Raw genomic sequence first — 3,401 nt, forward strand, 5'->3', positions numbered from 1 at the left:
GGGCAAGCTCCCGGCGCGACAGGTCGCAGCGGGTGCGCGAGGACCTCAGGCGGTCGCCCAGCTCAGCCAGAAACGCGGTCTCCGAATAGGGCGGCACGGCGCAGCTCCCCGGCAGCACCTCGCCCGCAAAATCCATGACTTGATTCAGCATTGGTCTATCCACGTTCGCCTTCGGAGCTGCCATCCTACCCCCGCTACGAGCGGCCTCATTGACGCGGATCAAATTCGCGCGCGATCGGCAACCGGCGTGGACGGCCGCGCCCAGGATGCTACACTTTGGAGTTCTTCGAGGCGGGGCTTTTCGATACATGACGCGTTGCTTGGGCCGCTGCACCACGGCTGCATTGATGTGGGTTGCGTACACGTCCACGGCCGGTGCCGAGACGGTCGCGGCGACCGTCGAGCAATGGGGCCTGCTCGGCTCCTGGGCGGTCGATTGCGCGGCCCGGCCAGACCGCGACAAGGGGGCGCTCCTGACCTACGAGATCCGGAAGGACGGCCGGTTGATGTACCGGCGCAATTTCGGCGACGCCAGGGACGAGAACGAGGTCGTGTCCGCCACGGTCAGCGCTGAAGGCCTGCTCAATGTGATGGTGTACTTCCCCTCGCTGCATCAGACCCGCGAATTCGGGCTGCTGCTGGCGAAGGACGGCAATTTGCGCGCGATCTACAATCGCAGCGAGCGCGGCGAATACACGATCAGGGACGGCAAATACGTCGCCACGGGCGCGCCGACGCCCGCGCAGCAGCGCTGCGATTGAGATTTCGCTCGACCATGATCTTCCGGAAAACCGCTCCACACTTTGCATGAGCGTGGGCCTCCGGGTGCGGATCATGCCCTGTCTGAACATTCGTTCAGAATTCTCGTGCGATTGCTCCGGAACGTTCACCCGGGTGCGCGGTTTAGATTGGCATTCGATTGGAGGAGGACATCATGAAGAAGCTTGGTTATGTGGTTGCGGCACTCGGCGCTCTCGCGATCGCAGCGCCGACGCTGGCGAGTGCGGAGACGGTGGTGATCAAGCGCGGTCATCACCACGGCCCGTACGCCGCGCATGCCGAATACGGCATGCACCGCGACCACGGCTGGCATCGTGGCTGGCGTCATCATGGCGACAGGGTCGTGGTGATCAAGCGCAGCCATCGTCACCACTGGGACTAATGCGCAACGCAAACGTGGAAATGGCCCCTCACGGGGCCATTTCTTTGCGTTCTTTTTTCCTTCTCTCTTGTGGGAGAAGTGCTTGCCGCTCGCAAGGCGGATGAGGGTATCTCTCCACGAACTCACAGGAGTCATGCGCGGAAAGAGACCCGCACCCGTCTCGCCGCTGCCGCGGCGAGCCACCCCAAGGGGAGAGGGTGAAGAGCAGCTAATCCCACGCCGGCGCAAAACCTGGATTGACGCAGCGCCTGTCCTTCGGCAGCGCCGCGATCGTCTTGCGGTCGGTCTCGTCGAGCGTGATCTTGAGCGCGTCGAGATTGGCCTGCTGGCTCTCGCGGCGCGAGGCCTTCGGGATCGCGGCGACGCCATCCTGGTCGAGCAGCCATTTCAGCGCAACTTGCGCGGCGGTCGCATTGTGTCTGGCTCCGATCTCGGCCAGCACCGGATCCGACGCAACGCGACCCTGCGCGAGCGGGCAATAGGCCACCAGCGGGATCGACTTGGGCTTGAGATAGGCCAGCACCTTCGATTGATCCAGCATCGCGTGATACTCGATCTGGTTGCAGGCGATCGGCGCCCTGATGTCCTCGACCGCGATCTTGAGCAGCGCCGTGGTGAAGTTCGCAACGCCGATGGCTCGCGTGCGCCCCTCCTCCTTCAGTTTCATCAAGGTCTCGAACACCGCGCCCCAGTTCGCGGACGACGACGGCCAGTGCACGAGATAGAGATCGACATGATCGAGCCGCAGCTTGGTCAGGCTGGCGTCGAAGGCACGGCGGATCGCATCGGGGCTGAGGTTCTCGTGCCAGACCTTTGTCGTGACGTGCAGCTCGCCGCGCGGCAGGCGCGCTGCGGCCAGCGCGGCGCCGATCGCCTCTTCGTTGGCGTACATCTCGGCGGTGTCGATATGGCGATAGCCGATCGCGAGAGCGCTTTCGACCGCCGCCCGGCAGGCGTCGCCCTGCATGCGGAAGGTGCCGAGGCCGAGCTTGGGCATGCTGATACCCTGCGTCTTCAGATTGTCCATAAAACGGGCTCCTGACGTATTTCAACCCGCCGGGTGCACGCGGCGATACCGCGTGAGCAGACTCTTCGGTAATGGAAAAGAGGGTAGCGGGAACGCACATTGTAGCTCCCCGCCGGAACGGGGCCAAATCAAGATCAGTTTAGCAAGATGCCCAGCAAGCATCGCCACAACAGCCAAACGGCATTTCAGATCATCTCGCTCACCTGCCAGCATCTCCACCACCGCGGTCATTCGGGCCGCATGCGAGATGGAGAAAATCCTGATGAAGACGTTCTTGACGATGGCCATTGTGGCAGCGGCTCTCGCCGGTAGCGTTTCGGCGCATGCCGGCGGTTTTGCCTATATGGGCTCCCCCAAGCAGGGCGAATTCTATGTCCGGCCACCCACCGCACCGCGAGCGCAGGACTGGATGAACGCGCGCGCGGAGGCACCCCGGCCAGTAACCCGGCCGACGCGCGGCGGCATCGGCCTGCGTGCGCCTTAAGAGTGCTGGGCGACCACGGCCGGGCGCGTCTGCGGCCTCGGCTCTATGTCAACCGACCAGAGATCGCGGTTATCGACATCTTTCAGGGTCACGGTCATGACGCCGCTCGCGCCGTCGATGTCGACCCGGCCGAAGAATTGCAGCCCGAAACAGGGCGCGAGATTGTCGCCCTGAGCCGCACTGCATCCGTTCTGATACATCGCGACCGGACCAAAGGTGTTGTCGAGCTCTCCCGGTCCCCAGGTGCCGGCATGGAGAGGACCGGAGACGAACTCCCAGAACGGCTCGAAATCCTGGAACTGGGCCTTGCCTGGATCGTAGTAATGCGCGGCCGTGTAGTGCATGTCGGCGGTGAGCCAGACGATGTTGCGCACGCCCGCGCGCTTGATCGAGGCGAGCAGATCGGCGATCTCGTGCTCGCGCCGGTCGGGCGGACCATCGCCGAGCGCGACTGCGTCGAGGCTGATGAGGCCGATCGGCAGATCGGCCGCAATCACCTTCCAGGTCGCGCGTGAGGCGGCAAGCTCGCGCTTCAGCCAGGCGAGCTGCTCGGCACCCAGGATCCAGCCGCGATGATCGTCGCCCTTGTTCCAGCTATCGTCCCGATGACTGCGCATGTCGATCATGAAGACGTCAAGCAGCGGGCCGTAGGCGATCTTGCGATAGACCCGGCGCTGCCGCGCGCCGATGTCGCGGATCGGCATGAAGTCGAAGAAGGCGCGGCGGGC

At 64.1% G+C, this 3,401-nt stretch carries 5 protein-coding genes and 1 pseudogene; 2 read left to right on the top strand and 4 right to left on the bottom strand.

Going from position 1 to position 3,401, the window contains the following annotated elements:
* A pseudogene (locus A5906_RS46155) lies at positions 1-151 on the bottom strand (helix-turn-helix domain-containing protein); the annotation flags it as partial.
* Positions 152-308: 157 nt separating this feature from the next.
* Here A5906_RS46155 and A5906_RS13035 point away from each other — a divergent pair.
* Positions 309-761 carry a hypothetical protein gene (locus A5906_RS13035; protein ID WP_080135601.1) on the top strand — a complete coding sequence of 151 codons (453 nt, stop codon included), beginning with the start codon at positions 309-311 and terminating at the stop codon, positions 759-761.
* Between the two features lie 173 nt (positions 762-934).
* The gene (locus A5906_RS13040) at positions 935-1,162 is read left to right on the top strand and encodes a hypothetical protein (protein ID WP_080135711.1); all 228 of its coding nucleotides are present in this window, start codon (positions 935-937) and stop codon (positions 1,160-1,162) included.
* 208 nt (positions 1,163-1,370) lie between these two features.
* Here A5906_RS13040 and A5906_RS13045 read toward each other — a convergent pair whose 3' ends face one another.
* The 3 genes from A5906_RS13045 to A5906_RS44310 form a co-directional block, all read right to left on the bottom strand.
* Entirely contained in the window at positions 1,371-2,189 is an 819-nt protein-coding gene (locus A5906_RS13045) for an aldo/keto reductase (protein WP_080135602.1), read from the bottom strand.
* A gap of 21 nt (positions 2,190-2,210) precedes the next feature.
* Positions 2,211-2,477: a hypothetical protein gene (locus A5906_RS42530; RefSeq protein WP_161495389.1), complete on the bottom strand. Its 267-nt coding sequence runs from the start codon at positions 2,475-2,477 to the stop codon at positions 2,211-2,213.
* 192 nt (positions 2,478-2,669) lie between these two features.
* A partial coding sequence (locus tag A5906_RS44310) for an alkaline phosphatase D family protein (RefSeq protein ID WP_245326713.1) occupies positions 2,670-3,401 on the bottom strand: 732 nt, incomplete at its 5' end.

Source organism: Bradyrhizobium sacchari (genome assembly GCF_002068095.1).
GTDB lineage: Bacteria > Pseudomonadota > Alphaproteobacteria > Rhizobiales > Xanthobacteraceae > Bradyrhizobium > Bradyrhizobium sacchari.

Coding starts and splice junctions, on each gene's coding strand:
- A5906_RS13035 (WP_080135601.1), top strand. CDS start 309: ATGACGCGTTGCTTGGGCCGCTGCACCACGGCTGCATTGATGTGGGTT.
- A5906_RS13040 (WP_080135711.1), top strand. CDS start 935: ATGAAGAAGCTTGGTTATGTGGTTGCGGCACTCGGCGCTCTCGCGATC.
- A5906_RS13045 (WP_080135602.1), bottom strand. CDS start 2,189: ATGGACAATCTGAAGACGCAGGGTATCAGCATGCCCAAGCTCGGCCTC.
- A5906_RS42530 (WP_161495389.1), bottom strand. CDS start 2,477: ATGGCCATCGTCAAGAACGTCTTCATCAGGATTTTCTCCATCTCGCAT.